At 50.0% G+C, this 396-nt stretch carries 1 pseudogene; it reads left to right on the forward strand.

The features are described from left to right. Positions 1 to 396, forward strand: a pseudogene (locus tag E0L35_RS25965) (endopeptidase La); the annotation flags it as partial.

Genomic DNA, 396 nt, shown 5'->3' on the forward strand with positions numbered 1-396 from the left:
GCTGCACATATGCCGCTGAAACTGGCTGACAAACAGTCCGTTCTGGAGATGTCCGACGTTAACGAACGTCTGGAATATCTGATGGCAATGATGGAATCGGAAATCGATCTGCTGCAGGTTGAGAAACGCATTCGCAACCGCGTTAAAAAGCAGATGGAGAAATCCCAGCGTGAGTACTATCTGAACGAGCAAATGAAAGCTATTCAGAAAGAACTCGGTGAAATGGACGACGCGCCGGACGAAAACGAAGCCCTGAAGCGCAAAATCGACGCGGCGAAGATGCCGAAAGAGGCAAAAGAGAAAGCGGAAGCAGAGTTGCAGAAGCTGAAAATGATGTCTCCGATGTCGGCAGAAGCGACCGTAGTGCGTGGTTATATCGACTGGATGGTACAGGTG

The organism is Halomonas sp. ATBC28 (genome assembly GCF_005937175.1).
GTDB classification, from domain to species: domain Bacteria; phylum Pseudomonadota; class Gammaproteobacteria; order Pseudomonadales; family Halomonadaceae; genus Vreelandella; species Vreelandella titanicae.